Here is a 23,704-nt window from a genome sequence, read left to right as displayed (position 1 = left end):
CGATGGCTTCTCGCGAGTGTAAGAGGGTTCAGGATTCGGTGCCAAGTGGCCTCCCGGTTTGTGGAGCTGGTCTCACCCATACGAGGCAAGCAGCACATTAGTCTACCTGTCACATTGTGGCGGGGGCACGGCTTCTGTCATTATTAACGCCCGACTCTCTGATGGACCAGACCCAGGCTCACTGTGAAACACGACTGTCATTACCACCCCGGCGATCCCGCCAAGTGGCACTGCGGCGAGTGCCAGACTCATTACTGTACCCGCTGCATGCCGGATGCCGACAGCCGCAAACGCCATGCCCTTTGTCCCCATTGCAGTCGTGCCATGCGGTATCTGGGCGCAGCCACCGAAGTGGTGCCATTCTGGAACCGGCTCAGCGCTTTTTTTCGCTACCCGTTTCACACCGATCCGCTGATCGTCATCGCCATCTGCACCCTGGTGCCGCTGATGGTGAAACCCAATCTTCTGGGCGTGATTATCACCCTGGTGCTGGCCGTAGCGCTGCTGAAGTACACCTACGACGTCATTCGCCACACCGCCGAAGGCCACATGAAACCACCGGCGGTGTCGGTCGCGTTTACCGGCAGCGGCTTCAACATTGTCATCCTTCAGTTACTGGTGTTTGTGGTGATGGGCGGGCTGGTGGGCGCTGCGGCCATGGTCGGGGGGGCACTGCTGATGATGCTGACCCTTGCCTTCGTCGTCCTTGCGCTGCCTGCCAGCATCATGGTGCTGGCGATGGAGCGTTCGGTGGGTGCTGCCGTCAACCCAATGAACCTGGCGGTACTGATTTCACGAATCGGCAGCCCTTACTTTCTGCTTTACGCCTACCTGATCCTGCTCACCCTGGCATCCGGCGCAGCACAGGATTTTGCAGCCACGCATTTCCCGGTCTGGTTCTCTCAGCCCCTCGCCGGCTTTCTCAACAGCACCTTTACCCTGATCCTGTTTCACATGCTGGGCTACCTGTTGTTTCAGTATCAGGAAGAGCTCGGCTTCGCCAGTGATCTGCAGGACGAGGAAGCCCCCGGCGACGTGCAACACCAGGATCGCAGCGCGCGTTTTGACGCCGACATCGATATAAACCTCAAAGACGGCAACTACGACCGCGTGCAATCGATGCTGAAAGAGGCGCTGATAAAAGATCGCGACAACCCCCAGCGCATCGGCCAGCTGTTCCAGCTACTCAGTGCCCGCAATGACACCGCAGAGCTATACCGCTACCACCCGCGCATTCTGGGCTGGCTTGCCAACCGCAACGACGGAGACAGCCTGGCGACGCTACTGGAGGACCTGGAAGGGGTGGAAACAGGCTTTCGCCTCGATGACCCTGAACTGGCCGTTCACTGCGCCCGGAGTCTGTACCAGCGTGGCCAGTACAAAGCCCTTCTGAAGTTACTGCAGGATTTCCTCAAGCGCTTCCCGGACAGCAACGAACTCGCCCCGGCCTACCTGTTGGTCGCTCAGGCGCTGGCCAATGGCCTGAACCAATGGGAAAAAGCCACGGCGTTCCTGAATTTTATCCAGAAGCGCTGCGCAAATCACCCGCTACATGGCCAGATCGCCACTTACCTCAACCAAGCGGAGAACCGCGAGCCCCTGAACGGGCCCAAGGCGTCGTTTGCAGTAGGGGAGTAAGCAGGCAATCCCACAGAGTGGATATAGGGAAGTGCAGGATGAGGCCTGCACTTCCCGTAACACCTCAACCTGCCGATAAAAGCTGCCGATAATGACGTGCCTTCGGTGACATCTGGCGCTTCTCGAATTCTTCCGCCAGCAGCCGACAGGTTTCCGTCGTCAGCAGGTCATCACCGCAACTGCGTAGGCGTTCAAACGCTTTTTCAGCGGCTTTCAGGTCATCATTCCGAAGGCTGGCGAACAGTACCCGTTTGTGATCCGCCGCCGCCAGCGGAGCGTGGCCTTCGCCCTTGGTGAGATACTCCCGCCAGACTTCAATCAGGCGCTCTGGCTGTTTACGACTCAGGGTTTCGTTCATCAACTCACGGGCGCGGTCCCGGTATTCGGGAAGATCCGGGCGCAGTTTCGCCAACTGATACAGATGCTCTAGCAGAACCGTCCGTTCCGGGTAACGCTGCCATAATGCCTCGAACTGGCGGCGGGCCAGGTCGAAGTCCATCCGGCCAAGGCTGCCCATGGCCTGAGCGTAGGCGGTGGTGAACCGCTCGTCCTGCTCTTCCGCCTCCGGCTCAAAAAAAGCCTCACGGACCTGGAACACGCTTTGACCCAATAACCAAACCAGGCCTGCACCGGCAATCAGGCCACCGGCATGGGCCATGTAGGCAATGCCGGTGGCACCGGCGAACCAGTAATCGTAGATTTCCTTGCCCAGCCATACCGGCAAAATCGCCAGCGCCGGAGCCCGGAAATAGTTGAAATACACGCCGACAAAGTAAAAAAAGCGGATTTTCTGAAGGCCGTAAATGGCCACGTACATGCCCATCAGCCCGGAAATGGAGCCGGATGCGCCCACCAGCGGCACGGTGCTGCCAACGGAAAACGCCGTGAACACCAGCCCGGATAGGGCACCGCAAAGCAGATAGGCCAACAGATAGCGGCCAGGGCCCATGGCCTTTTCCACGGTAAAGCCCAGCAGAAACAGAAACACCAGGTTACCGATGATGTGCCCCCAGCCGCCGTGCAGAAACTGGTAGGTGATCAGGGTGTACAGCGACAGGTCCGCCGGCACCAGGCCCAACTCGTTGGCGCTGAGGCGGTCTATATAACGGGCCTGAATAGGTTCCCGCTGCTCCGCCCAGTGCTGGCGTTCTGCCGGTGCCCACAGCCGGTTACGGTTGTCCTGCATGTAGTGGTAAAACTCCGAGTCCATCAGCAGGCTGACCGCCAGCCATACGTTCTCCCCGGATTCGCGCAACGCCTGAAAATCCTGCAATTCCAGGATACGTTCGGAGTCGCCTTCGAAGCGTATTTCCCGCTGCAGGTAGTCTTCGTAGACCGGTGCCTCCAGCGCCACCAGATCAGACGCCAGGTAGTCTTCGATCGCACGCTCGATCAGGCGGCTATCGTTGCTCTGATAGAACAGGAAAACCAGCAGGCAGGTCATCACCAACCCCAGGGTGACCCAGGGTGGGCGACGCCAGTTAACGGCGTTTTCAGCAGGAATAATCAGCATGGGCGGTCACAATTCATCACATTTCGTCCCTGAAAAAGGGCTTTTTACCACAGCGGGGCCAGCTTTTCGCGCTCTAATCCTATTCACGATGATTCGCGTGCCACCTGTCACACGAGGTTCACACAAATGTCATTTAATCACGACAGCCGGTAAACGCTGAATCATCCGCTATCGACCATTCGCCAATTGCCGTTGTTCCCGGCTGTGCCAATAGTACCGGGGAACAACAGGAATCCGGCTACCGGAAACAAGGAAACTGACATGACCGTACTCGTACTGGACAACCCGGAAATGCTTGCCAAGGCCGCAATAGAGGGGGGCCTGATGATGTCTGCGACGGCGGAAAATGGTGGCCGAAAACCACACCGGATGCGCTTTCACTACGGCTTCAACAAGCACACCCTGGACAGCCAGGATGTTGAGATTCTGCGCCAGCACGCCGCATACCTCAGGCAACAACCCGGCGTTCGGGTTCATATCCACGGCCACGCCGACAACTTCGGCGCGGAGGAGTATAACCAGTTCCTGTCCCGGCTGAGGGCCAGTGCGGCGGCCCGGTTATTGATGGAGGAGGGGGTCAGGGACACTCAGATCGTGACCAGCGGCTGGGGCAGTGCCAGGCCATTGGCGCGCCCCGAAGACCACGCGGCCAATCGCCGGCTTGAGCTGGACTATGTCACCCAGGAAATGGCTCAGGCGCTGTAAGCGCGTTACAGGCTCAGCCGTAGACCTGGTAAACATTCCCAAGTAACAGTAGCGCTGCCAACAGAATCGCCAGCCAGGTCAGAACAATACCCGCAATGCGGGCCTTATGGGGCCCGCCGCGGCCATTGATCATGCCCCAGGCATGCAACACCCGGCCAACCACCAGGGCCATGCCGGTCCAGTAGATGAGGTTGCCCGCCACGCCATTAAGCTCTGCCAGGCCCAGCATGATCAGCCCCAGCGGTGCGTACTCCACCAGGTTGGCGTGAGCGCGCACGGCGGCTTCGAAATCCCGGTCCTCGGTTACGCCCATACCTTTACGGTATTTCAGGCGAAAACGCACCACATGAAACGACAGAACTAGCAACAACAGGCCGGTAACGGCAGCAAATACGGCGGTAACAGGTACGATCATGCTCAGGCCTTCTTAATAGCGCTAACAATGGCCAGGAGCAGAACCGCACCGACTGTCGCGGTCACCAGTTCACCCACCGCACCCTGGGCCGCAAGGCCCAGCAGGCGGAACACAAAGCCACCAAGAAAAGAACCCACAATACCGATACCGATGTTGGCCAGCACGCCAAAACCCCGGCCTTTCATGATCAGACCGGCTAGCCAGCCAGCAACACCACCAATGATCAAAAACAGAATCAGATTCATGACACGCCTCTCCCTATCTTTCGGACGAATGCTTCAGACCCCGAAAGACTGCCCTGTTTTCTGTGCTGCTTCAAGCACATCCGGTTATCGGTGAGTGGTGAGTGCGTTGTGGGTACAATCAGGACAAGGCCGCGATGGCCTCACTCATCTCCTGATGGCAACGCTTCACCAACGCAGGAATGTCGTCTGAGGTCAGGTGTGCGGTTTCGATGGGAGGCAAAATGCGGGTCCGCACCGGTTCACGACGACCAAGCCAGCCACGCGCAACATCCTGGTACTCGCTGTTACACACCATGGTGATGGGGGCACCGGATGCAACGGCAGCGTGGAACGCGCCTTTCTTGAAGGCCTGCAGCCCGTGCCCGCGACTGCGAGTGCCTTCCGGGAACACCCAGAGACTTTTACGATCCTGGGTGATGGCATTGGTGGTCGCCTGCATGACCGCAATGGCTTTGTGAGAGCGGGCGCGATTGAGGATGACATTGCCCCCCAACCAGAAAATCTGGCCAAAAAATGGCACCCAGATCAGCGCGGATTTCCCCACCGCCACCGTGCGGGGCGGTAGCAGGTCACCCATTAAAAACAGGTCGTCATTGTGCTGATGGTTGGCAATGACCACGGTGGGGCGATCAAACGGCATGTTCTCCGCGCCGGTCAACGGCCTTTTCATGCCGAGCAGGAAACGGCCAACCTTGGCCACCACCCAGCCGTACAACCGGTTATTATCCGGATTGAACGGTCGCGCAAGATACAGCACAAACGCAAAAACAGAGATAACCGGCACGCTCAGCCAGGCCAGAACTTTTCTCAGAACACCCATGGAACAACAACTCATTGACGACGTGTGGCGCACAAGTGTAAGCCATACTCATAGCCCTGCAACAGTATCAATTTGTATGGGATCGGGACCCTGGGCGGCAACTGGTGCCCGCGAGGACCTGGCCTCTACTACATAGCGCAGGGGGCCACGGTTATCGAGGCTGTCAAACGGGTAGCAGGTCACCAGTAACAGGGTATTGTCATCCAGCAGGCCGGTATCAATGTGCTCGTGGCGGCTGTCGACAATGCGTACGCTCTCAACCCGGTAGTGATGCCAATTGCCAGAGCGGGTCTGCAGCTTCAGCTCACTGCCCGAGGCCAGATGTCGCAAGCTGCTGAAATGCGTGTCCCGATGCCCGGCAATCACCACTGGCCCGGGCCCGGTGGCATGACCGAGCACCTGCCCCGGCCCGAACGCCAGGCTTTCACCATGAGCCCCTTCAAGCACGATCATTGACTGGTCGAGTTCCGGCAGGGTCAGGCGCGCCACCGGCCAGGTATCGGCCCACGGCCAGGGGCGGGTTTCCACTTGCCGCGCCTGGCTTTCAGACCAGGCCAGCTCCAACAGCTCCTGGGCCACCACCGCCTTGAGCGGAATCCACAGCCCTACGGTGAGCACGGTGGCAAAGGTCATCACCAGCAGCAGCCACAGGCGATTCATGCGAACACCCGCCGTTGCAGCATCCAGGCCGCGACCGAGAACATCAGCCCCATCAACCCCAGCGCGATCAGCAAAGGCGACAGAGTGGCGGTTTGCGGGTAGCGCAACAGGGTCGCGCTGCTTCCCGCTGGCAGTAACGTGGGTACCTGGTCGGTTTCCAGCGGTTCCGCCGCGTGGCGGACCGGCGTTTGATCCACTGCCACAAAGCTGGTGAACCGGGTGATCAACTGATGCGCCAGCGCCAGTTCAAGGACCTGCTGTTTCTCATCGTCATTGACTTGGCCGGACAACCCCCGGTCCATCACATTGTCGATCTTTTCCCGAGCCCAATGACGGTGAAGGCCAATGCCCGGTGCCGCGCCGGACAGGTCCAGAGCAGTCTGCCAACGGCTGCCGTCCGGTAACCGCCCTGATACGCCAAGGCCGCCGCCATCGCCAACACCACGGATCACCTGCACCAGAGGCTCGCCGGCAAACAGGTCACCGGGCCTGGCCGGGTAGGCTTCCGGGCTGGCGCTGGCGTCCGACAGGTCCACCTCAATGTCGGTCAGCACCGGTGACTGCATTTTGGCGAACAGGTCGTTCAGGGGCCCGGCGACATCGTTGTCGTCACTGATCGCGGTGTAACTGCCACGGCCGTAGCGCGCCGCTTGCCGCATGAAATGCATGTTCGGGGCAGAGCCGATGCCAACGGTAAACAGGCGACGATCACCGAGCTGCCGCCGGATCTGATCGAACAACGCCGTTTCATTGCCCACCGCGCCATCGGTGATAAACACCACCTGACGGACATGCTGCCCCGCGTGCTCCTGCTGGCGCTTCTGGCTCAGCGCGGCATCCAGGGCCGGTGCCATCTCGGTACCGCCGTTGGCGTCCAGACCCTCGACGTAACGCCTCGCCCGCACAAGATTATGGCCGCTGGCCGGCACCGCCTGCATAAACAGTGACTGGGTCTGGCTGTTGAACTGAATGATGTTGAAGCGATCATCCGGTGACAGGGTATCAAGCCCTCGCAACAGCGAAGCTCGGGCCTGGCCGATGGACTGTCCGGCCATGGAGCCGGACGTATCGATAACGAACACCAGCTCGCGGGGCAAGTTGCGGTCTCGATTCAGGCCCGGCACCAGCAACGCCAGCAGGTAATCCTCGCCCTGCCACTGTTCATGGAACACAGCGGCAGACGGCTCCTGCCCCCGCACCGGCGACCACCGCACGATCATATCCCGGTCCATTACTACCCGGCTTTGTTCCGGCGTGACCAATACCCGGTCGCCGTCCCAGGTACTGGTCAGCGCGTGGCTCGGGCTGGTGACCTCAGCCACCGGCAACCCCGCATGGATATCGAGGTGAATGGTGGCACGGTGGCTCTGGTCACCAACATCGTCCGCCAATACCGTGAACGGGGTGATGGCATCGGCATCCGGCACCTCGGTTGTCGGGGTCGCCCAGCCGCCTTGCCACTGCGAAGGGGGCTCGGCAAGCGGTGCACCGGATATATAGCGGGGCGTCAGCGTGGTGGGCAGTCGAAGCTCGAATTCCCCGGACTGGTAACGAACGGTCTGCTGGTAATTGAGTTCCACGGTGATGGATTCGCCCGGCGGGATATTCGCCACGTGGGTGGTGAACAGGTTCGGTCGTTGCTGGTCGACCCGCGCGGCGTTCTTGCCCGCTTTTTTGGCGGCCTCGTATTGCTGCCGGGCTTGCTGCTTTTCACGAACTTCACCGATGACTTCACGCTCCCCCACGCGCAAGGTCATGCCATAAACACTGGCTTTCTCTGGCAGCGGAAACACGAACACACCTTCCCGCCATTGCTGGCTGGAGTTCTTGAAACTCTGGGTCAGCCGGGTATCAGCCATCAGGCCGCTGACTCGCACCTGATAATCGGTGTTCAGCAACGTGGCCTGGCCTTGTCGTTGTCCGTCGGCACCCACAAATTCCAGCCTGCCAGAACCTGCTCCGGAGGCTCCCGGCTCCTGGGCTGCCTCCGCGTAAAGGGGGTGAACAAATAACAGCAGCATGACCGCCAGCCACAGCGACACACCTTCGCAGCAGCGTTTCACGCGGACGGCGTTGAGTTCGGGTTTGTTGAATTCCAGCCTTAGCAGAGTCGTTGGTAGCATCATTGTGCATCCTTTCTTTTTTGGGGCCGGCAGCGCCGGGTGGTATTGGATGCTGGTATTTCAACGCAACGAAACGACGCCCAGGTGGCGGAATCTGACATTCAGGCGATGAGAAAATGATGAATTGTGGCAAACCCGCCGGTTTGCCTTGTTCTGACCCGACAGCGTGGTTAAATAGGGCCTGTCATTCACCGGAACTATTGACCGGAACTATCCACCGGGACCCCAGCGACCCATGAAACGACACATTGCCCTGATTGAAGACGAGCCTGCCATCCGTGAGAACTACCGCGATGCGTTCGAGCGCCGCGGGTATCGCGTGTCGGCCTACGGTGACCGCAAAAGCGCGTTCCAGGTGATGCGCACCGCGCTGCCAGACCTGGCCATTATCGACGTCGGGCTGGGAGACGAACCCGAAGGCGGCTTTGCTCTCTGCCAGGACCTGAGAAACCTGTCGGCGACGGTGCCGATCATTTTTCTCACCGCGCGGGACAGCGATATCGACTCCGTCCATGGCCTGCGCCTGGGTGCCGACGATTACGTCACCAAAGACATGAGTATGGATCACCTGCTGGCCCGGGTTACCGCCCTGCTCCGCCGCGCCGATGCCTGGGCACAGGCGTTGAAAAAACCGGATGAAGTGCTCGAACGCGGCAAGCTGACCCTGAACGTGGACCGCATGACCGTCGACTGGCAGGCACAGCCCATCGAGCTGACCGTCACCGAGTTCTGGATGCTTCATTCCCTGGTCCAGCACCCCGGCCACGTACGTAGCCGCGACCAACTGATGGAAGCCGCCAGCACGGTTCTGGACGACAACACGGTGACCTCCCACATCAAACGCATCCGCCGCAAATTCCAGCAACTGGACAGCCACTTCGACGGCATCCAGACCGCTTATGGCATGGGGTATCGCTGGAACGCCCATGAGGTATAAGCCTTGACCCTGAAGCGCCAGCTATTCATCGCCAGCCTGCTGATGCTGATGATTCCATGGGCCGGTCTGCAATTTGTACTGGACCTGGATGAAGCCCTGCGGGAGCAGGCCACCGAGCAACTGCAGGAGCAGGCCCGGCGAATGTCGGCAACCGCCGGCGATCTGCTGATCGGCAACGACGTTGTCACCAAAGGCACACCGGTGATCTACGCCCACCCGGTTGACCGGCCCCCGCGGACCGATGGCTACGGGGATGACTGGCCGGGGTACGACGAGGAACAGTCGCAACAGCAGTGGCAGCCAGACGGGGTGGAGTCATCGACGCTGCGTTGGCAGGCAGCGACAGACAGCCGCCACCTGTACCTGCTGGCACGAGTAGAGCGTCCATCCATGGTGCCCTTCAATCCTGGCTCCCCCGACCAGCCCCATGACCGTTTGCGCCTGCTGCTTGAATCGGAAGGGGAAACCTCGGAATGGCTGATCCGGGAACCCGCCCCCGGCAGGATACGCGCGGTGAACGCCGGCACGGAGCCTCAACAGGACTACCAGATCGCCGGGCAGTGGGTGAACGTCGAACAAGGCTACCAGCTGGAACTAAAGCTGCCGCTACCAGAGCAGCGCAGCCATCTTGGACTGGTTGCCGAATGGCCCGGCGACGACGGCATGGCGTCCGCCGGCACGTCCCTCAACCCAGCGCCTGTGCTGGTCAAGCGCCTGCATGCACTGGAACAACAGCTCGCCACTCAGATGGCCAGCGGCCAGCAGCTGCGCATACTGGAACCGGACGGCTGGGTCATCGCACGCCAGGCCCTGGCGAGCCAGCAAACCCGGCCGGAGTTTGACACCCTCAGCCCGCCGCAGGTGGTGGAGCAGATTGCGCTGAACGGCCTGCGAGCACTGGTACGCTTCTATCAGCCGGACCCCCGGCCGATTGACGACGACGCCATCCAGCCTGACCCGCAAAACCTGCCAGAACACGGTCTGGTGCGCCATCGCAATGGCGACACCCTGTTGATGGTGACGCAACCGGTCTTCAGTGGCCGCACCCTGGTGCTTGAGCAATCGCTGGACCAATTGCTGGCGCTGTCGGGCAACACCCTGGGTTCGGTCATTGCCCGCAGCGCCCTGCTCGTGGTGGGGCTGATACTGATACTTCTGGGCTATGTCAGCTGGCTGTCATGGCGCATTACCCGATTGCAGCGGGCGGTTAGCACCAGCGTTGACGACGACGGCCGCATTGTTGGCACCCTCCCGGAAACCAGAACCCGGGACGAATTAGGGCAGCTTCAGCAGCATTTCGGACAGATGGTCAACCGCCTGCACGGCTATAACGACTACCTGGAAAGCTTTTCCCGCCGGCTCTCACACGAACTGAAAACGCCGGTGGCGGTGGTTCGCTCCTCCCTGGAGAACCTGCGCCACACCGATTCCGACGAGGAACGCGCCAGCTACATCGAACGCGCCGCATCTGCCACCGACCGGCTCAGCCAGATTCTCAATGGCATGAGCGAAGCCGCCCGCCTGGAGCAGAGCTTCGACCATGCCGAGAAGGAAACCTTCGATCTGGCGGAGGTCATCGACCAGACCACTCACGCCTATCAGCAATTGGACGCCGATCACCAGATCGTTTACCAGGGCCCACCCACGGATGCCAACCTGCACGGCTCACCGGAGCTGATCGTGCAACTACTCGACAAACTCGTGGACAACGCCCGCGACTTTACCGCCACGGGCGGGCTGATTCAGGTGCGGCTACAGGCCACCACCAGCCACCTCGAATTAAGCGTGTTCAACGAAGGCTCACAATTACCGGAAGGGCCGGGGTCTGACATCTTCGCCCCCTTCATGTCCGTGCGGGAGCAACAACAGGCCGGCCACCTCGGGCAAGGCCTGCTCATCGTGCGGCTGATCAGCGAACATCACGGTGGCCGGGTGCGCGCCGACAACGAGCATAACGGTGTGCGCTTCACCGTCTCTCTGCCTCAATACACTCCAGGCTAGCCGGCAAACTGACGGGAGACCCGCTCCTTAGGGTTCCCTGAAACCACGACGCCTATCGGTACGGGTAAAATCAAGGTAGGCCGTCTACACTGACGAATCAGTATATCAAGGAATGATGAGATCCGATGAGCGCACCCATCACGTCGCGCACCTCGCGCGCCCCGCACCTCCGCCCAACGGATATGGGCCAGTGCCTGTCCGCCATGGTGTTGTTGCTGATCATCCTGCTGAGCCCAACGGTGGCTGCCGAGGAAACCGAGACGGTTTCGATTGGCATTGTGTCGGACAACCTGCCCTACTCCTCCATGACCGGCCGGGAGGGCGCGGGGTTTTCCATCGACATCCTGAAAGAGGTGGAGCGTCACGCCGGGGTGACCTTTGCCTTGCGCGCCGGCAGTTGGCCTGAGATCTATACGGCCTTTATTAACGGAGAGCTTGATGCCATTGACGGAATATCGTTCAGTGAAGATCGGGCCAAAGACATTCTGTTCACCACGCCTTACCACGTTCGCCAGACCTACCTGATGCATGACCGGGAACGGCCGGTTGGGGATATCGATTCCCTGGAGCAACTGATGCCGCTCAGAGTAGGCGTGGTAGCAGACATCTACTATCGCGACCTACTGGTTGAAAACGACATTAATCTGAACACCTACGATTCGCTACCGAGCCTGATACGTGCCCTGGCGTTTGGCTGGGTCGATGTCATTTTTGGTGCGGAGCTGACGCTGAACTACTACGCCAACCTGGCCGGCTTTCGCTATCTTGACGTTGCCGGCCCCGCACCGCTGGGAACCCTGGCACAGGAGGATTTCCGGATTGGCGTGCTGAAAACCAACGAGGCCCTGTTTCAGCGTTTACAGCAGGGTCTGGAAGCAATCCCGGAGACCCGCATCAATGAACTGCTGGAACGATGGCAGGAATTCGGTGGCACGCGCATCGCCGAACCCGAGAGTTTCAGCCTCAACACGTTTGACCAGCACTATGTTCAGCAGCTGGGCCCCATCCGCGTGGGCATCATGCAGGACTATGCGCCCTTCAGCTTCGATGGCAGTGGTCGGCTTCAAGGCCTGAGCGTTGATATTCTGCAGCGGGTCGGGGACCTGACCGGTCTTCAGGTGATTCCAGTCGGCGGCCAGTGGACTGAACTGTTGGAGCTCTTCCGGAGAGGTGAAATCGACGTGCTGGCCGACATGTCGATGAATGAGGAACGCGCCGAATTTACCCATTTTACCGAGCCGTATCACATCATCCCGAATGTTGCGTTTACCCTGAACAATGACCTGGTCTTCGAGGATCTGGACGATCTGCAGGGCCTGTCTGTTGGCTTTGGTGCCGGGATATACTACGCACCCACAATCAGGGAGCAACTGGCGGACAACGCACGCCCGTTCGCCTCCCAGCGCAACCTGTTCAGGGCGCTAGCCGATGGCACTCTGGACGTTGCCCTCGCGGCACTGCCGAATGGCAATTACTGGATTCGCGAACTGGGCATCAGCGGCAGTCGGATCGCGGGCGAACTGACGGTCGGGACCATACCCGGCGAAGACCTGCGTTTCGGTGTCCGGCCAGCGCTGGTACCTCTGGCCAACATCATTGACCAGGCGCTTGCCGCGATCAGCCCTACCGAAAAGCGCACCATTGAAGATCGTTGGCTCGGGGCGGCCTTCAACCGTCCTCATGAAGGCACCGGCGACATAACCCTGTCCGACCAGGAGCGCCAATGGCTCCAGCAACGGAACGAGCAGCTGATCTTATGCGTCGACCCGGACTGGATGCCACTGGAAGGTATTGACGACCGTGGCCGCCACATTGGCCTGGCAGCGGAATTGTTCCGGCTGTTTGCCGACCGCTCAGGCATCCGCTTTGGCGTGTACCCCGCCACCGATTGGCAAACCGCAGTGGAGGCCGCCAGAGAACGCCGTTGCGATCTGTTCCCGCTGGCTATGAAAACGCCTCAGCGCGCCCGTTTCATGAGCTTTACCGAACCCTATCTGCACATTCCCAACGTGGTCATCGGGCGCATCGAGGCACCCTTCATCGAACGCCTGCGGGAGCTGGACGGGAAGCGGGTCGGCATTGTTGGCGATTACGCCTACGCCGAACTGCTCAGGCAGCGGCCACCCGGCGTTGAGCTGGTGGAAGTGGACGATGAATATGAGGGCCTGAGGCTGCTGCAAGAGGGGGAACTGGATGGCTACATCACTACCCTGGCCACGGCCAGTCACCATATGCAGGAGCTTGGCCTGGCCGATCTCAAGGTCCTTGGGCGCATTCCAGCCGACTGGGCGCTGTCAGTGGCAACCCGCAACGATGAACCCATTCTTCTGGGCATCATGCAAAAACTGGTCGCCAGCCTGAGTGCCGAAGAACGCAAAAACCTGGACGGTCAGTGGCGATCCGTCCAGTTGCCCCACGAAATAGACTACTCACTGGTATGGCAGACCTTACTGGGGGCCCTGGCAATACTCGCCCTGTTATTCTACTGGAACCGCAAGCTCAACCGGCTGAACAAGGAACTGGCACAGGCCAATGCCACGCTGGCGCACCTTAGCGTCACCGATGACCTGACCCAACTGGGCAACCGGGCTTACTTTGACCGGGAGCTCAATCACAGTTTTCAGTGGTGTCAGCGGCATCAGGCCGGCTTCGCCGTGGCGATGGTGGACGCGGATCATTTCAAGAGGGTCAACGACACCTACGGTCACGAAACCGGCGATATCTGTCTGAAGGCCCTGGCGGAAACCATGCGTGCGCATTTCAGGCGGGAGACCGATCGTATTGCCCGTTTTGGCGGGGAAGAATTCGTGGTGTTCACCACCTACACGGATGAAGGCGACATGATTGATCGGCTGAACAGTTTCCGCAGAGCGGTGGCCGAAACGCGGGGCATCTGCTCGGGGCAGGAGGTGGAACTCACGATCAGCATCGGCCTGGCCATTGGCATTCCGGGGGCAACAACCCTGTCGGCGGAATTTCTCCGGCGTGCGGATCAGGCACTCTATCTCGCCAAACAAAATGGCCGCAACCGGCTGGAGGTAAAAACAATCGCCTCATAACGACGAAAACCAGCAACACCAGGCAAGACTGGTTTTATAGTTCCTACGCTTGAATCCTTATGAGTTCAGATTTCCATTTATGTCTGAAAGCAACTGGCCGGTATGGGTCGCCACGGTTGCAACGCTGCGATAGGAAAGCCGGGTTATCGAGTGATGGGTGGTCCGCACCACTTCACTCCACGGCCGGGTAATGGGGCTGCGACTAAGCAGGTCAAAGGTCTCGTCGGCGATGGACAGGTGCACGCGTTCAAGCTTCTGGGCCCCCTGGGAGATACCCTGCGTTAGCACGTCGGCAACGCCCAGCCACCAGTCATATCCGGATGCGTTTTGCGTTTTCATAGCAGCCACTCCACCAGTTGCCGAGCGACATCGGGATGATGCGCCAGGCGTAAATGATCGACCCCCGGAAAACTCGCGGTGCCGGCGAGCCGCCAACCAGAGCGTTCCTGGCCGCGGGCACTGGACTCGTGAACCAGCGCATCCCCGAACAGCGTGTTGACCGGGTGCCTGCGGGAATTGGACAGCAGGCCACACACCACGAAATGCCTTGAACCGGGCAATAACGGAGGCTCCCCCTGATCCGAAGGCACTACCTCACCCCTGGACAGGTTGCGGATACCTTCACTGCGCAAATCAATCACCTCCCCTGCCACGCGCATGTAATCGCGCGGGGCCCGGCCGAGCAGATCGGCAACCGATTTTGCGCCCTTGGCCAGCCAGGAACCATCGTGGGGTGAACCGAGATAGACACAGTCGCTCAGGCGTTCCACCCAACGGTCGCCCCGCACCTGACCGTGATGACAGGCACTGCGGATGAGCAACCCGCCCATGCTGTGGCCGATAAGAATGATGCGTTCCACCGGAACCGGCCAGGCCGAGACCAGCTCTTCAAGCATGTCAGCCAGTGCCGCGCCGTTCTCATAGATTGGTTTTCCGGTGTTGTAGCGCAGTGCCAGGGGTGTGATCTGACCGGAAGCGCTGTTCAGCAGAGAGCCGTAGCTGAACCCCCTGTCACCGGGAAAGGCCCACACCGATTCCAGTTCCATCAAGCCGTGGATGGACAGGCACAGCGTGGACCCCGGAGCGTCAAGCAGCGGCGCATGAATAGCCACTGGCGTATGCTCATGGAACAGCTCCATCGGCACCGCCAGCGGGTTGTTACGTGCCTCCAGCCAATCCCCGAGGAAACCACTGAAAATGGCTGAGGCGTGGCTTTGCCAGTTCGGGCCGGTGTCTGCCTTCATGTCTGCTCGCTCGGAGTTGAATATCAGGCGTCAGTGTACTCCGATGCTCACAGTAGCGATTGGCTGAATATTCGTCAGACTGAGGCGTGACAGCAACTGACGCTCAAAAGCGCCCTCAGTTTCACTAAGCAGACCCTTGATCGACTGAAGGCTCTGCCTTGGCCAATGGCTCTTCATCGGCGGGAGCTTCGTCGTTGCTGCTGCTCCCCCCCTCACCCGCTTCGGCGTTCGCTTCTTTCATCAACGCCATGCCGCCTTGCAGCAACAAAGACTTCAGCCGTGGGTCACTCTGCTCGGCAACACCGAGCGCAAAGGCAGCGAGCGCGGATTCCAGCGGGTTGTTGCGGATCAAATTCCGGATCACGCCAATGGGCGAACTGGAGCCTGCCTTGGCCGACTGCCCTTTACCGTCACTTCTCGCCGGTTGGGTCAGACGATAGAACACCAGGGCAAGCAATAAAAAGCATGCAAACCCAGTGATGGCCATGGCCGCCGGCTCGCCCACCAATGGGGCAAGGGCGAGGGTGGCGGCATTGACCAACAAATAGAAACCAGTAACGAGCAGAGCGGTGAGCAAGACCAGGGCCAGCAAAATACCCAGCACGGCCGCTACGGCCTTGCGCACAGCATTCTCTATTTTTGGAGAATCAAGCATGATCAGCGATCAAGCAGACGCCCAACCAGTATCCCGGCCAGAAACATGATGAGAATACTGAGAAAAGGCCGCTCTTCAATCTGATGCTCCACATCGTGTACAGCCTTGCTGCTGGCATCCCGGGCACGGGTGATGGCTTCATCGCCGCGCTTACGCACGTGATCCATAGCTTCACGGCTCTCACGGCGGATCTCATCACGCAGGCTGCTGATGTTGCTTTTCTGACCATCAGCGACGGCTTTGGTCAGTTTGGCGAGGTCATCCCTCAGCGCCTGAACATCGTCTTTCACACGGTTGTATTCATCTTGTGCAGATTTCGCTTCCATTTCCTGCCTCCTGTCAGATTGACTCTGTATTGCGGCATTCGAATAACGGCTATAAAGGCTTCACGACAGGCCACATTGGCAATCAAAGCCACTTTAAAGGTAGCACAAGCACCGAAAACCGGCATGACGTTCACTTAATCCTGTCGGTTGGCAGCCACCGGTGGCTCGTCAGCACGAATCCGCAGGAAGCTGGCAAATCGTGGCAGCCCGGTGCTGGTGTAGCCAAAATGCTTGTAGGTAACCGTGGCCCCGAGCGGGGGCGGGGCAGCGCGCTCGGCATCGCTCAGGCCGCTGCCAAGGCGAAACCGACGGCCATCCGCAAGTTCCACCAGCAGTGCGCCCAACTGCCCCCGATACTTCCCCTTTCCCGGCAAGTGGCCAACCACCGTCGCTTCCGCATCGTCATGACGCTTTACCTTCAACAGCGAATCCGACCGCCCGTACCCATCACCACCGGCACCGTGGCGAAGCATCAGCCCCTCTCCACCCCCGGCGATAACCCCATCAAGTTTCGACATCAGTTCGGCGTGCCCGGCCACCCGCCGCTGAGGGACCGCTCGCAGATAAGGTGAGGAGGCAGCGCCGACCAGCGCCCGGATTTGCCCAATCCGTTCACTGAACGGATGCGTGCTGCCGGGCAGGTCAAACACCATGAACCGTATTTGTCGCCACTGACTTTCTTCAGGATCGTCGCGCCTGACCGCACCGGACAGTTCGGAAAACCGCTGACGCCCCATCCATAATTCACCGTCCAGCGGACGGGATGGCAGGTCGCGAATGAACCAGTCCGGAGCCCGGAACTCGTTGCCCTGCCGGGACAGAAAGCGGGTGCCATCCCAGAACGCCCGCACACCGTCGTACTTCTCACTGACCCAGTAATCGGCAAGGTCCACACCCTTGTCATACACCGTCGCCAGTGTCAGTTGCGGCGGCGAGGCCGCAACGCCTGTGGCCATCAACAGCGCCGCTGCAAGCACCAACCCGCGCGCAACCGCCGCCGGTAACAGAAAAATCATGGCAACTCCTTTGCCTATATTGAGATTGAGCGGTCCGTTTGTCAGCCCCCGCAGGTATCCGCCACTTTTGCGCGAAAACGCTCACGAATGATGTCGTTCTCAGCTTCCGAAACAAACACCTGCTCGCCTTCATCGTTCAGATTATAAAACGTCGAAATGCTGTCCATGTGTTTCAGCCGTGCCTGCAATTTCCGACACAGCTCTGCCTGCTTCTGTGCCTGACGCTTGGCGGCGGCCGATCACCAAAATGGCTCTGGCCGTTCGCGTCTACCCATTTGTATACCCCGGCCCAAGTGACGGAGGGGGTCAGGAGACAAAGGAAGACCAGGAGTCCTTTCATGGTTACTTTTCCTGTTTGATGAACAGCTACCCAAAAGTTATCAGGCATTTTTTGCGCATCTTATCGAATTTTTCCCAGCTGTTGCTCCAGGTCCGTTTCCGGAAAATCACACTTCAAAGGCGAGTCTTTCATCGACACCAAGTTCTCTACATCGTTACCGTCCAGAATGAACCGAAGCCCGCTTTCACCCGTGATTTTCCGGCCACCCTTCTCACGAACAATTCAATGAGGGGAAAAGCAAGGAGCTGAAAGCCGCGAGGAGAACTTCTTGGTTCTGGTGAATGAATCAGTAATTATTGGACTCCCCAAAAATCTCCTCAACCTCTTTAGGCCACTTATATTTTAAGGGTGTATATGTCCACCAAATCATGTTCGGCATGAAGAGTACAAGGAGGGAGTACTCGACTATACGTTTTCCTATTGAACTGGAAGCTAGGTCCTTACGAATCGAGTCAAAATTAGCTGTAGCAAGATTATCAGCATCCTCTTCCATGACCCCGTCTTTATAATACCTCACAATATAATTCCAACTCCTGTACAGCCGCCCTTCGTTAAATCCGGTTAAAATCTTCTTGCGTTGCAGCGGCATCTTAGGGCGCTTCCCGCAAAAATAATGCTTTTCCCTCATGAACAGGTGGGCGTAGTACTGCCGTTCCCAAACAACACCGGAACCCAGATACTGCCAGTTGTAGGAAAAGGTTACCTCCAGCTCGTCCCAAGGAATCCGATAAAAGGTACCCCGGTGCCCGACGTAGACGAACCCCTCTTTTCGGTCGATCCGGACCGGCAGCGTGAGCGGGAAGAAAATCTCGAACAGATAGATGGCCACCCAGACAGGCCCGAAAACAACCAATACCGCCAGCAACGCCTTCGAATAAAACAGGCTAATAATCCAACCCAATGCCAGCACCGCTACCATGAACAGATTTACCACAACCAACTGCCCTGATCGAAAGGCTAGAAAGGCCGTCCGGATGTCCATAAATGGTTCACTGATATAGGCGACGATAGAGCTCATCTTTTCTGAGGAATCGGACTCATCTGCCACTTTTCTGGCCGGTGGGCAGGCAAGCCGCGCACCGTGAGTGCGGTACAGCTTTTTTTTCAGCTCTTGTTCCAGATCCGTTTCCGGAAAATCACACTTCAAAGGCGAGTCTTTCATCGACACCAAGTTCCTCTACATCGTTTCCATTCAGGATAATACGGAGTCCGTTTTCACCCGTGACTTTGCGGCCGTCCTTCTCGTACTCAATCAGCATTTCAAGTTGGTCACACTTGTTGTGGTTGTAGTGGTCAAACCGATATAGAACCCCCTCAGCGGAGGCCTCTAAGTGCTTCATCCTGTCAAACAAGTCTGAGATATCGCTCGGTTCATCTTTCGCAAACCAGTTCGTGTCCACCTCGAACAGCTTGATGGAACACGTGCAGGTTCCATCACTATAACCCGGCAAATACACCACAAAGGAGGTCATTTCGGACATGACCTGATGCTCACCCCGGTTTATATCCCAATGCCGACCGATGTGCTCGGTTACCCGCACAATGGGAGAAAACAGCATGTAATAAAATGCATCCAGTTCCGCTTCAAAATAACGCCGGACATCAACACCTTCATCCTGAGAAATAACCGTTCGGCTTTCCTCCAGCAGTTCCGCGCTCGATGGCCTGGACTGGTCATCCCAGTAACGCAGCGTGGGCGCGTTGCCCCAGAATGACAGTGAGAGGAAATCCTCGATCCGGGACCGGGCGATATAAAGCTGTACCATGCTGATGACGAAGGAGACTGCAATCAGAACTGCACCAACCACGAGCACAACGGCCACGCCCGCGCCGGTGGTCACGGCACCAACCACGGCCAATGAAGCCAGAGAGGTGATTCCTATGGTTAGCCCGATCTGGGCTCCGGCCAAGGCCACCATTGTGTGATGGCCTGTGTCCAAGGCCTTGAAGCCCCTCTGCACTTCCAGACCTATCGCCAGTAGAACACCAACATAGGGAAGGTATTTTACTGTTGCTCTCACAAGACTCACTGCACGCTCAGCCAACCCCTGAGCCATTCTTACCCCACCAAAGACCATCGACACCCTTGCCCCGACCGCTGACAGGTTAGCCCCTATGGCTTTGGCGTATTCCTCCCTGATCAGCAACCCGCTGAGGTTAACCACGCCCTCGCCGATGCTCAGCAGGCCGGATGCAAAGTACCCCCACCGATCGATGACGGATCGGTCGCCCAGCATCACATCCTTCTGGGTCTTATCCAGGCCGGAAAACAGGCTTGCCACATTAATCGCATGAAAAAAGGTTACGGCCCCAATGAACTTGCCCCGGTTCTGCTTAATGTTTTCAACCACTGGGTCCAGCCGGGTATGGAGCCAGCCAAAAGGATTGTCCTTGAAGTCCGGGGTCAGGTGGAACATGTCGATCAGGGTGCCGCTCAGGTAATTCCTGATCCTTGCATCCGCCATGCCTGCGGCCAGGGGAGTCATTGTAAGTTCAGACAGGTTATGGCCAGCGGCTTCCAGTGATTTGCGGTGGACCGCCGTGAGCAGGTCCGTCGCGGTATTCAGAGTTATTCCCTGCCGATGGACATCAATGCCATAGCGTTTCTGGACCGCCTTGGTCCATTTTTTCCACTGCGGCCAGGTCTGAGGGTCTTTTGCCCAGGCTCCCATCTTGGCGGCGGGGGCGGCAAATTCCAGCATCAGAACATCGGTGGCAGTGCTCACTCGCACATGCGCCGGCATGTCGAAGATACTGTCGACGATCTTCAGGCTCCCATAGTCAAAGCCCGGGAGGTTTTTCAGCTTCTGGGCAATACCATTGGTGGCCGATGCCAGGAACAACGCGGTGTTGAGCATGTTGCCGACCGTGCCGGCCTCGCCTTCGTCCGCTTCCAGCCACTGTTCGGCGTCGTCCTTGCCCTTTTCGGCACCGACATAGCCGTCCAGTATATCCGCCAGTTCCTGCTCAACCGCCTCGAACCCTTCTGCACAGTAGCAGTCGTTGAATTCCAGTTTCCTGGCCAACTGGTCGGAGTCGATCCACCGCTTCCAGTCATCGAATACCCGCGCCCGGGCCTGGTCATACTCTTCAATCTGTTTGTGATAGCTTTCAACGAAGGCGTCTTTTTCCCCTGAACGAATTCGTTCTTTCAGTTCCTGGGTGACTTCTTGTTGGTCGCCTTCAGAGTCCTTCTTACTAGCCTCACGGGCGATGAGCGCGTCCACCATTTGGGAGGTGGTGTAGGCGTATGCGTTCTCCTCCGCGTAGTTCGTAATCAGATTTACATGAAGCGCATGCAGTTGGCCCAGTTCGGAGGTGATACCAATTTCATCGTCAAGGGCGATGCAGTACGAGAATTCGGTTTCTTTCTTGCACTGCCCCTGCAAATCCGACTCACTGACACCTTGTGCGAAATCCGTCAGGCTCCACTCGAAATCCATTGGCTCTGGCCGGAAATCTTCAACCACTCCGTTTATGGCCTCGGTTTCACGGATATTTACACCTTCACGATTGTTCGGAAGCCAGCTCAAGTCGAACGACTGCATCTGTTCTTCACGAACTTGCGCATCCGTTCGCACAAGTTCCTGCAAACGTACCGTCCACCGATGCTGCACGAATTTCAGAAGCACCTTTCCGTCCGCAGGGTGATGTATGGCAGGCAACGCACTTTGCGCATCAAGATCTGGAAGCAGTACCGAGTTCACACCGGGCTGTACTTCGGTTATCAGGCCTTGTTCATTAACTCGGTATTCATGCAGCGTTCCGAAAACTTCGGAGAACATGTAGACCCAACCAGGCGTGAGTTTTCGAACGCAGTAATGAGTGGTTCCAAGTGCCACGGCAGGCGGACGGAATTTGGAGGGCAAAGCGACCTCTTCCTGACTGATCGCCCAGCGCACCGGATACAACGCAACGGTTTTGAGCTGGAGCGGACACATCTGTGCCGCTGAATCGATATCATCATTACCCTGTAGAAACGCTGAGCTGTTTGCGCTACCCATGAACCAGTCCCTCCGTTGACTTTTTCTCAGCGAATTCTGCAACTCGTGCTATGGCTTTGCTTGGAGCTGCGGAACTCTCTTTCCACAGATTCCGCACTTCACTGTCTTCGAATGCAGAGTGCCCAAGCCAGCCAATGGTATTGATAAACAGGGCGATATCACGGGTACTGTACAGCCCCCGCGCTTTTGCCGCGTCGACTAGAGCAGAAACCACTCCCCAATCCCGCTCATCTGCACCGGGCTGTTGAAGCAAATCAGGAAAATAATTCGCAACGTGAAGCTCGAGCTTCCTTAGAGCTGTCTGTTCCACCGCTCTTTCCATGGCAACCTGATGTTCCTCACGAATAGTGAACATCTCTGCGTGCCATTCACTATCGGGTTGCGTATTGTGAAAGTACCCCCACTCACCCGTGCGGCGATCCTGAACAGCAAACAGACTGCAGGGCCCCATCAATCGCCTCACATCGTCACCTGACGAATCCAGCTTCAACAGATGACGCGCGATTTCAGGGTCATAAAACCGAAAAACAACCTCATCACCCGTGACCAACCTGGCCATCAGCAATCCACGCAAGTGGCTCATTAGCTCTTCAAAATGGCAGTCAGCCTGCAATGCGATGGCGACACCCTGATGTTTCGATTCCTCGAAACATTTGAGCGCCAGGGGGCTATCCATTCCCGCTTCAACCAGCCAGGGTGAGATTTCCAGCAGATCTGCGAGTTCAGTTCCCCTGTAGATCGCGTCGCAATGAGGTGTTTCTGTTTCACGATAGATAACCTGGGGCAGGTCATTCACTTTTGCGCCGTCAATAAGGATGAACGCCTTACCCGTGCCAGGAAGTCCGGCCAGCTTGCCCATCAAACCACTCCTTGTGATTCTGATGAGCAGACCTGGCAAATTCCCTTCCCCTGATTCGCGGCATTCTTGATGGCGCGAACCTGGTCTGGCTTGGCCATCAGCCTCTGGGAAGCCTCAGGCAGTTCCGCAGGTTCAACAGCCCCACCATTCTTCTCCACCAACCCAGGCATCTCCGGCACCTGAACCTTCTGGCCGCTCCCTTTCCCCGGTGCCCCACCCGCATTCATCTTGATCGCCGCCCCGCCCATGGCCACGCCACTGGGATCAATCTTCACGAAGCTGCCACCCGCCTTGAGGGTGATTTCCGCGCCCGCTTCGATAACGGCCTTCTGACCGGCCTTGATGTGCAGTTCGGTGCCGGAGTCGCTGAGCCAGGCGGTACCGGCTTTCAGGTGCAGGGTGCCAGTGACGTTGAAGCTGTGGTCTTTACCGGTTTGTTCGCGTTTTTCGCCATCCACGGTTTGGTGGTCGTTGCCCTTGATGTGGGCCTTTCGATCGTTTTCGACTGTCAGGTGGCTGTCGTTTTTGATCACTTCGGTGCGGTTGTTCTCGGTCAGCAGGTCCAAGTCTTTCTGGGCATGAACGTAGATCTGTTGCTGGTCCGCTTCGTCTTCGAACCGCAGTTCGTTGCTGCCCTCGCCTTTGTGGGTCTTGGTTTTTAAGGTGGTGCGTGTTTTGTGCTCCGGCAGCGCGTAGGGCGGGGTGTTGGTGGCGTGGTAGGTTCTTCCGGTAATGATCGGCTGGTCCGGGTCGCCGTCGAGGAAGCTGACGATGACTTCGTGGCCGATTCTGGGCAGAGCCATAAAACCGTATTGGCCGCCGGCCCAGCCCTGGCTGACGCGCAGCCAGGCGCTTGAGTGTTCATCGTTCTTGCCGCTCTCTACCTTTGCTGGCCGCAGGCGCCGATCCCACGGAAACCTTACTTTCACCCGGCCGTGTTCGTCGCAGTGGATCTCTTCGCCTTTGGGACCGGTGACAAGGGCCATCTGTGGGCCGTCCATCAGCGGTCTGTGGGTGATCTGTGGGCGCCAGGTTCGGTCAGCGGGCACGGCGTGGAAGGTGTTGTGGTAGGTGGTGGCCCCGCTACCACCCTCTTCTTCCAGCGCCTGGGGCTGCTTGCCGGTGTGTTTGATGCTGGTGAGCA

The 23,704-nt window shown here is 58.4% G+C and carries 22 protein-coding genes; 5 read left to right on the top strand and 17 right to left on the bottom strand.

Annotation, left to right across the window (positions count from 1 at the left end; genetic code table 11):
* Positions 1-183: 183 nt before the first annotated feature.
* The gene (locus tag WD429_RS05450; RefSeq protein ID WP_368421161.1) at positions 184-1,638 is read left to right on the top strand and encodes a hypothetical protein; all 1,455 of its coding nucleotides are present in this window, start codon (positions 184-186) and stop codon (positions 1,636-1,638) included.
* Positions 1,639-1,702: 64 nt separating this feature from the next.
* Here the strand turns inward: WD429_RS05450 and WD429_RS05445 are convergent, their stop codons facing one another.
* Entirely contained in the window at positions 1,703-3,151 is a 1,449-nt protein-coding gene (locus WD429_RS05445; protein ID WP_368421160.1) for a rhomboid family intramembrane serine protease, read from the bottom strand.
* 261 nt (positions 3,152-3,412) lie between these two features.
* Between WD429_RS05445 and WD429_RS05440 the strand changes: the two genes are divergently transcribed.
* Positions 3,413-3,856: an OmpA family protein gene (locus WD429_RS05440; protein WP_368421159.1), complete on the top strand. Its 444-nt coding sequence runs from the start codon at positions 3,413-3,415 to the stop codon at positions 3,854-3,856.
* Positions 3,857-3,869: 13 nt separating this feature from the next.
* On the opposite strand, the gene WD429_RS05435 is transcribed toward WD429_RS05440, so the two are convergent.
* The 5 genes from WD429_RS05435 to WD429_RS05415 all read right to left on the bottom strand — a co-directional run bounded on the left by WD429_RS05435 (position 3,870) and on the right by WD429_RS05415 (position 8,122).
* The gene (locus WD429_RS05435; protein WP_368421158.1) at positions 3,870-4,271 is read right to left on the bottom strand and encodes an MAPEG family protein; all 402 of its coding nucleotides are present in this window, start codon (positions 4,269-4,271) and stop codon (positions 3,870-3,872) included.
* A gap of 2 nt (positions 4,272-4,273) precedes the next feature.
* Entirely contained in the window at positions 4,274-4,516 is a 243-nt protein-coding gene (locus tag WD429_RS05430) for a GlsB/YeaQ/YmgE family stress response membrane protein (protein ID WP_213477575.1), read from the bottom strand.
* Positions 4,517-4,634: 118 nt separating this feature from the next.
* The gene (locus WD429_RS05425) at positions 4,635-5,336 is read right to left on the bottom strand and encodes a lysophospholipid acyltransferase family protein (RefSeq protein ID WP_368421157.1); all 702 of its coding nucleotides are present in this window, start codon (positions 5,334-5,336) and stop codon (positions 4,635-4,637) included.
* A 48-nt stretch (positions 5,337-5,384) separates the two neighbouring features.
* Positions 5,385-5,996, bottom strand: coding sequence for a class GN sortase (locus WD429_RS05420; RefSeq protein WP_368421156.1), 612 nt, complete (start codon positions 5,994-5,996; stop codon positions 5,385-5,387).
* Positions 5,993-8,122, bottom strand: a complete 2,130-nt coding sequence (locus WD429_RS05415) for a marine proteobacterial sortase target protein (RefSeq protein WP_368421155.1) — start codon at positions 8,120-8,122, stop codon at positions 5,993-5,995. Before WD429_RS05415 ends, WD429_RS05420 begins: the two co-directional genes overlap by 4 nt.
* A 232-nt stretch (positions 8,123-8,354) precedes the next feature.
* Between WD429_RS05415 and pdsR the strand changes: the two genes are divergently transcribed.
* The 3 genes from pdsR to WD429_RS05400 all read left to right on the top strand — a co-directional run bounded on the left by pdsR (position 8,355) and on the right by WD429_RS05400 (position 14,116).
* Positions 8,355-9,056, top strand: coding sequence for a proteobacterial dedicated sortase system response regulator (gene pdsR / locus WD429_RS05410; protein ID WP_368421154.1), 702 nt, complete (start codon positions 8,355-8,357; stop codon positions 9,054-9,056).
* A gap of 3 nt (positions 9,057-9,059) precedes the next feature.
* Positions 9,060-11,057, top strand: a complete 1,998-nt coding sequence (locus WD429_RS05405; protein ID WP_368421153.1) for an ATP-binding protein — start codon at positions 9,060-9,062, stop codon at positions 11,055-11,057.
* A 125-nt stretch (positions 11,058-11,182) separates the two neighbouring features.
* On the top strand, positions 11,183-14,116 hold the full coding sequence (locus tag WD429_RS05400; protein ID WP_368421152.1) for a transporter substrate-binding domain-containing protein: 2,934 nt from the start codon (positions 11,183-11,185) through the stop codon (positions 14,114-14,116).
* Between the two features lie 57 nt (positions 14,117-14,173).
* On the opposite strand, the gene WD429_RS05395 is transcribed toward WD429_RS05400, so the two are convergent.
* The 11 genes from WD429_RS05395 to WD429_RS05345 all read right to left on the bottom strand — a co-directional run.
* Positions 14,174-14,455: a hypothetical protein gene (locus tag WD429_RS05395; protein WP_368421151.1), complete on the bottom strand. Its 282-nt coding sequence runs from the start codon at positions 14,453-14,455 to the stop codon at positions 14,174-14,176.
* Entirely contained in the window at positions 14,452-15,360 is a 909-nt protein-coding gene (locus WD429_RS05390) for a lipase family alpha/beta hydrolase (RefSeq protein WP_368421150.1), read from the bottom strand. Before WD429_RS05390 ends, WD429_RS05395 begins: the two co-directional genes overlap by 4 nt.
* A gap of 124 nt (positions 15,361-15,484) precedes the next feature.
* Complete coding sequence (locus tag WD429_RS05385; RefSeq protein WP_368421149.1) at positions 15,485-16,015, bottom strand: hypothetical protein; 531 nt, start codon at positions 16,013-16,015, stop codon at positions 15,485-15,487.
* A gap of 2 nt (positions 16,016-16,017) precedes the next feature.
* Positions 16,018-16,341, bottom strand: coding sequence for a YqjD family protein (locus WD429_RS05380; protein WP_368421148.1), 324 nt, complete (start codon positions 16,339-16,341; stop codon positions 16,018-16,020).
* Between the two features lie 134 nt (positions 16,342-16,475).
* The gene (locus WD429_RS05375) at positions 16,476-17,357 is read right to left on the bottom strand and encodes a DNA ligase (RefSeq protein WP_368421147.1); all 882 of its coding nucleotides are present in this window, start codon (positions 17,355-17,357) and stop codon (positions 16,476-16,478) included.
* A 41-nt stretch (positions 17,358-17,398) separates the two neighbouring features.
* Complete coding sequence (locus WD429_RS05370; protein ID WP_368421146.1) at positions 17,399-17,524, bottom strand: hypothetical protein; 126 nt, start codon at positions 17,522-17,524, stop codon at positions 17,399-17,401.
* A gap of 5 nt (positions 17,525-17,529) precedes the next feature.
* Positions 17,530-17,697: a DUF4124 domain-containing protein gene (locus WD429_RS05365; protein ID WP_368421145.1), complete on the bottom strand. Its 168-nt coding sequence runs from the start codon at positions 17,695-17,697 to the stop codon at positions 17,530-17,532.
* Between the two features lie 286 nt (positions 17,698-17,983).
* Entirely contained in the window at positions 17,984-18,859 is an 876-nt protein-coding gene (locus tag WD429_RS05360; RefSeq protein WP_368421144.1) for a hypothetical protein, read from the bottom strand.
* Positions 18,834-21,701, bottom strand: a complete 2,868-nt coding sequence (locus WD429_RS05355; protein WP_368421143.1) for a toxin VasX — start codon at positions 21,699-21,701, stop codon at positions 18,834-18,836. Before WD429_RS05355 ends, WD429_RS05360 begins: the two co-directional genes overlap by 26 nt.
* Positions 21,694-22,560, bottom strand: coding sequence for a DUF4123 domain-containing protein (locus WD429_RS05350; RefSeq protein ID WP_368421142.1), 867 nt, complete (start codon positions 22,558-22,560; stop codon positions 21,694-21,696). Before WD429_RS05350 ends, WD429_RS05355 begins: the two co-directional genes overlap by 8 nt.
* Positions 22,560-23,704 (bottom strand): type VI secretion system Vgr family protein (locus WD429_RS05345; protein WP_368421141.1); only part of this gene is annotated, 1,145 nt, incomplete at its 5' end. The genes WD429_RS05345 and WD429_RS05350, both read right to left, overlap by 1 nt.

Source organism: Marinobacter sp. (genome assembly GCF_040904845.1).
GTDB lineage: Bacteria > Pseudomonadota > Gammaproteobacteria > Pseudomonadales > Oleiphilaceae > Marinobacter.
This window is presented reverse-complemented; position numbering and strand designations above follow the sequence as displayed.